Source organism: Streptococcus sp. SK140 (assembly GCF_000259525.1).
In the GTDB taxonomy this organism is placed as follows: Bacteria; Bacillota; Bacilli; order Lactobacillales; family Streptococcaceae; genus Streptococcus.
In genome coordinates this window covers 1-2273 of record NZ_AJML01000046.1, presented here as the reverse complement: position 1 = coordinate 2273, position 2273 = coordinate 1, and the positions used below count along the sequence as shown (strand labels likewise).

Genomic DNA, 2273 nt, shown 5'->3' with positions numbered 1-2273 from the left:
TGTGTTTGTTTGTTTTTGCTCTGTGAAAATTAAAGTACTTCTGGAGCAAGTGACACGATCTTCATGAAGCCACCTTCACGCAATTCACGTGCAACTGGGCCAAAGATACGTGTTCCGCGAGGAGTTTTATCTTCACGGATAATAACTGCTGCGTTTTCGTCAAATTTGATGTATGAACCATCAGCACGACGAGCACCTGATTTAGTACGAACGATAACTGCTTTAACAACGTCACCTTTTTTAACCGCACCACCAGGAGTAGCTTGTTTTACAGATGCCACAATAACATCACCGATGTTCGCAAATTTACGTTTAGAACCACCAAGAACTTTGATAGTCAAGATTTCGCGTGCACCGCTGTTGTCTGCGACTTTCAAACGAGTTTCTGTTTGAATCATTTCAGTTTTCTCCTTTCAGGTTTGATTAGATGATAACCGCTTCTTCAACGACTTCTACAAGACGGAAACGTTTTGTAGCTGAAAGCGGACGAGTTTCCATGATACGTACGATATCGCCTTCTTTGGCAACATTGTTTTCATCATGTGCTTTGTATTTTTTAGAGTAGTTAATACGTTTACCATAGACTGGGTGGTTACGTTTTGTTTCAACTACAACTGTGATTGTCTTGTCCATTTTGTCAGATACAACACGTCCAACAAGAACTTTACGATTATTGCGTTCCATTGAAATTTCTCCTTCCCTAGTCTATTATTTCGCTTCAGATTGAACTGTTTTGATACGAGCGATTTGTTTTTTAACTTCTTTCAAGCGAGCTGTTTGTTCTAATTGACCAGTAGCAGCTTGGAAACGAAGTTCAAACAATTCTTTTTTCAATTCGTTTTCGCGCTTCGCGAGTTCTTCTTGAGAAAGACCACGAAGTTCTTTAACAAATTCTTTTACTTCATTAAGTTTCATGCCTTCTCCTTATTCTGCTTCACGTTTTACGAATTTACATTTAACTGGCAATTTGTGGCTTGCAAGACGAAGCGCTTCGCGAGCGATCTCTTCAGATACACCTGCAACTTCAAACATTACTTTACCACGTTTAACTGGTGCTACCCAACCTTCAGGTGCCCCTTTACCAGATCCCATACGAACCCCGATAGCTTTAGCTGTGTATGATTTGTGTGGGAAGATTTTAATCCAAACTTTACCACCACGTTTCATGTAACGAGTCATGGCGATACGAGCAGCTTCGATTTGGCGGTTAGTGATCCAGTGGCTAGTTGTAGCTTGAAGACCGTATTCACCGAATGCTACTTCTTTTCCACCTTTAGCTTCACCGCGCATTTTACCACGGAATTCACGACGGTGTTTAACACGTTTAGGTACTAACATTGGTTATTTACCTCCTTTAGTGTTTTTACGAGCTGGAAGAACTTCACCACGGTAGATCCATACTTTAACACCAAGTTTACCGTATGTAGTGTCTGCTTCTTCCCAAGCGTAATCGATATCTGCACGAAGTGTGTGAAGTGGAACAGTTCCTTCAGAGTATCCTTCAGCACGGGCGATATCTGCACCGTTCAAACGACCTGATACTTGAGTTTTGATTCCTTTAGCTCCAGCACGCATAGCACGTTGGATTGCTTGTTTTTGTGCACGACGGAAAGCAACACGTTGCTCCAATTGACGAGCAATTCCTTCACCTACAAGGTGAGCATCCAAATCAGGTTGTTTGATTTCGATGATGTTGATGTGTACTTGTTTTCCAGTCAATTTGTTAAGTTTAGCACGAAGTGCATCAACGTTAGCACCACCTTTACCGATAACCATACCTGGTTTAGCAGTGTGAAGTGAAACGTTAACTTTGTTTACTGCGCGTTCAATTTCAATAGTTGAAACTGCTGCGTCAGCAAGTTCTTTTTGAACGAATTTACGGATTGCAAGATCTTCATGAAGGTAATCCGCGTATTCTTTTTCAGCATACCATTTGGCATCCCAATCACGGATGATGCCGACACGCATACCAATTGGATGTACTTTTTGACCCACGATTTTACCTCCTTATTTTTCTGCAACAGCTACAGTGATGTGAGCTGTACGTTTGTTGATTGGTGAAGCTGAACCTTTCGCACGTGGACGGAAACGTTTCATAGTTGGTCCTTCGTTTGCGAATGCTTCAGATACTACCAAGTTAGCTTTATCCAAACCAAAGTTGTTTTCAGCGTTAGCTACAGCTGAGTTCAAAACTTTCAAGATGATTTCAGCAGCTTTGTTTGGAGTGAATGTCAAAATTGCGATTGCATCGGCTACGCTTTTACCACGGATGT

The 2273-nt window shown here is 41.5% G+C and carries 6 protein-coding genes; all 6 read right to left on the bottom strand.

Features of this window, described 5'->3' with window-relative positions:
* Window positions 1-29 precede the first annotated feature (29 nt).
* The gene (gene rplN / locus HMPREF1116_RS11650) at window positions 30-398 is read right to left on the bottom strand and encodes a 50S ribosomal protein L14 (protein WP_000616548.1); all 369 of its coding nucleotides are present in this window, start codon (window positions 396-398) and stop codon (window positions 30-32) included.
* A gap of 25 nt (window positions 399-423) precedes the next feature.
* Entirely contained in the window at window positions 424-684 is a 261-nt protein-coding gene (gene rpsQ, locus HMPREF1116_RS11645; RefSeq protein WP_000440801.1) for a 30S ribosomal protein S17, read from the bottom strand.
* A gap of 24 nt (window positions 685-708) precedes the next feature.
* The gene (rpmC, locus tag HMPREF1116_RS11640) at window positions 709-915 is read right to left on the bottom strand and encodes a 50S ribosomal protein L29 (RefSeq protein WP_000772918.1); all 207 of its coding nucleotides are present in this window, start codon (window positions 913-915) and stop codon (window positions 709-711) included.
* A gap of 9 nt (window positions 916-924) precedes the next feature.
* Window positions 925-1338 (bottom strand): 50S ribosomal protein L16, encoded by a 414-nt coding sequence (gene rplP, locus HMPREF1116_RS11635; RefSeq protein WP_000960948.1) that lies wholly within the window; start codon window positions 1336-1338, stop codon window positions 925-927.
* Between the two features lie 3 nt (window positions 1339-1341).
* Window positions 1342-1995, bottom strand: coding sequence for a 30S ribosomal protein S3 (gene rpsC, locus HMPREF1116_RS11630; protein ID WP_000529936.1), 654 nt, complete (start codon window positions 1993-1995; stop codon window positions 1342-1344).
* A 12-nt stretch (window positions 1996-2007) separates the two neighbouring features.
* Window positions 2008-2273: 50S ribosomal protein L22 (rplV, locus tag HMPREF1116_RS11625; protein WP_000552613.1), on the bottom strand; the 266-nt coding region annotated here is incomplete at its 5' end.